This is a genomic window from Enterococcus sp. 6D12_DIV0197 (genome assembly GCF_002174385.1).
In the GTDB taxonomy this organism is placed as follows: Bacteria; Bacillota; Bacilli; order Lactobacillales; family Enterococcaceae; genus Enterococcus_D; species Enterococcus_D casseliflavus.
Genome location: NZ_NIBN01000001.1, coordinates 1,042,010 through 1,044,799 on the forward strand (window position 1 = coordinate 1,042,010; position 2,790 = coordinate 1,044,799).

The 2,790-nt window shown below is 34.0% G+C and carries 2 protein-coding genes and 1 pseudogene; all 3 read left to right on the top strand.

The window, feature by feature from the left end:
• Window positions 1-151 precede the first annotated feature (151 nt).
• Complete coding sequence (locus A5867_RS05020; RefSeq protein WP_087627007.1) at window positions 152-529, top strand: hypothetical protein; 378 nt, start codon at window positions 152-154, stop codon at window positions 527-529.
• Between the two features lie 490 nt (window positions 530-1,019).
• Window positions 1,020-2,149 (top strand): IS3 family transposase gene (locus tag A5867_RS05025; RefSeq protein ID WP_087627008.1). Its coding sequence is split into 2 segments (ribosomal slippage): window positions 1,020-1,251 and window positions 1,251-2,149, totalling 1,131 coding nucleotides; the frame shifts between segments, so codons are not numbered across the junction.
• A gap of 200 nt (window positions 2,150-2,349) precedes the next feature.
• Window positions 2,350-2,790, top strand: a pseudogene (locus tag A5867_RS17905) (hypothetical protein); the annotation flags it as partial.

Genomic DNA, 2,790 nt, shown 5'->3' on the forward strand with positions numbered 1-2,790 from the left:
CTATCTATGTATTATAATAGCAACCAATCTAGTGATGAATTAAAAATTTTATCATTTATACATGAAGAATGTATTTATGGTATTCGTTATTTATAGTAAACAATAGAACAGTTACTGAATTACAATAAGCCAATAAAAAGGAGAGTATGTAATGTCATTAATGTCAATAAATTATTTTGGATATGCTGTATATAATGTAACTGTGGAAGAATCAATAGTAAACTTGTTACGATTTGAGATATCAAAAATGGATGAGAATGCCACTACTACAATTAATATAGATCCTAAATATAATAATTTAATATCGTTTGAAGTAACTGTTGAATCTAGAAACCCTGAGGATGAATATGATAAAATCGTTGATATTATATCTGAAACCAATGCTATCATTATACATTTAGGTAGTGTAGAAGAAAGTTATTCTACTGGTGAACGATGTTACATGGGAATTCAGACTCTGACACCAGCTAATGATTTGAATGATTATATCGTAACTTGCATTGACGACTTTTTTTCTGAATACCAGTAAATTAAAGAGACGAATTTCATGTTATAGCATAACGTTTAAAATGGGTAAAAAAATTAGGCACTAATTTGTATGAACTAAGAATTATTTGAAAAGCAACAATGCCAGGTATGCTGATTTTCTCTCTTTGGATCAATCAATCATACAAGATCAACCTAGAAAACGTTATGTAGACGTTAGTAAGGTTCAAGAACATTATGTGATCGTTCCTCGACAAAACAAGTCGTAAGCATTGCAGCGTTTGAAAAATTAGGTGATATACAAAGTAAAGCTTATTATTCATTTAATTGAGAATGTGCCATCAGACGTTGAGAAACTGAATTTTAAAACGTACCAAGCAAATAGAAAAAAGAAGACGAAAAGAATACAGTAGCGATTTGTCCTAAATCTGGCGGAAATATTATCCTTTAAAAGCTTTTATGGCTGGTGCTAGTATGATTTAGTGGACACATTTTTGGAGAGTATTATAATACTTTCGAAAGGGTGTTCAGATATGGCAAAAAAATACAGTCAAGAAAAGAAAGAGTTAATACTTCAGCTTGTGGCAACTGGCAAATCAGTTGCCGAAATTTCCCGTGAATATGGCATTGCAGAACAAACAATTTATAAATGGAAGAAAAACAATAGTCCAATCTCAGGCAGTTCGACAACCCCAGCTCAAATCAAACAGATGGAAAAAGAAATGATCCGTCTGCGTCAGGAGAACGAAATTCTAAAAAAAGCAATGGCTATATTCACGAAGTAAACTTACACAATAAGATTCTCTTTATCAAAAATCTAAGAAACAGCTATCCCATCCGAATGCTTCTGCGTGTAATGCAAGTGACACCAAGCAGCTACTATAAAGAATTACATCATGAACCGAGTAAACGCCAACAGGAAAATGAGCGAATCGATCAAGCAATCATGGAAATCTACACCGAAAGTAAACAACGTTATGGCGCATGGAAAATTCATCATTGCTTGTTAGTACAAGGCTTTTCCTTATCCATCAAGCGGGTTCAAAAACGAATGAACTTTTTAGGTATTCATTCAATCACGGTCAAAAAATATCGTCCTAGTCACACTTCGAAAAAGCCGATTATTGAACGTACCAATCTTTTGAATCAAGATTTCTCTACAACGACCATCAATCAAAAATGGGCCGCAGATATCACATATATCGCTACTACAAAAGATGGCTGGACTTATCTAGCTTCTGTCATTGACCTTCATTCAAAGAAAATCATCGGGTATACGTATGCCAAACAAATGGCGACAGACATTGTCTTAAACGCTTTGGATTCAGCAATTAAGAACCAACAACCGAAAGAAGACTTGATTATCCAAACAGATCTTGGCTCTCAATACACGAGCAAAGAATTTGAAGCAGCGTTTCAAGAACGTAAAATCGTGCATTCTTATAGTCGTAAGGGAACCCCGTATGACAATTCTGGTATTGAATCTTTTCATGCAATCTTGAAAAAAGAAGAGATCTACCAGTGGGTCTATTATTCTTTTGAGGAAGCACGCCTTGCGCTTTTTCAATATATTGAAGGCTGGTACAATCGTAAACGAATTCATGGAGCAATCCGGTATTTGACTCCTCAACAAGCAGAAGACCAGGCTCGTACTCACATGTAATCTATCCGTACACATTTTTTTGAGAACAAATCCACGAGCTTTCCTCTTCATAGTTTCAGAAAATGGTCAAATGGTCTGGGTTTGACTATTTTCTGAAACTATGAAATAACTCGAGAGTGGATTAGTTTCAAAATAACTCTCAAAAAAAGTGTCCACTTTATTGACATAGATCCAAAGCCAATGGAAAAATCAGAGAGAGTATGTCATTTCCTGCAATTAAATTTAAAGAGTTTGCTTTAGAAAAGTGGGAAGAGTCTGAAATATATCAATACTTTAGTGAGAAAAGATTCTTATTCGTTGTGTATCGACATGACGGTACGGAATACAAATTAGATAAAGCAATGTTTTGGAATATGCCTATGACAGATTTAGAAGGAATTGGAAAAGAAGAATGGTTAGCTAACCAAAAAGTAGTCAAAGAAGGGGTAGAGCTTATACCAAAAGGGAATAGAGTTCTAAATAATTTACCAAAAGCAAAAGATACTAAGATTTTCCATCTACGTCCTCATGCTAGCAAATCTGTTTATGAAATAAATGGACAAGTTTTCGGTAACGGTATTCTTCATAGAGATTCAGATGAATTACCAAATGGAGATAGAATGGTGAAACAATGTTTTTGGTTAAATAATAAGTATCTTGAA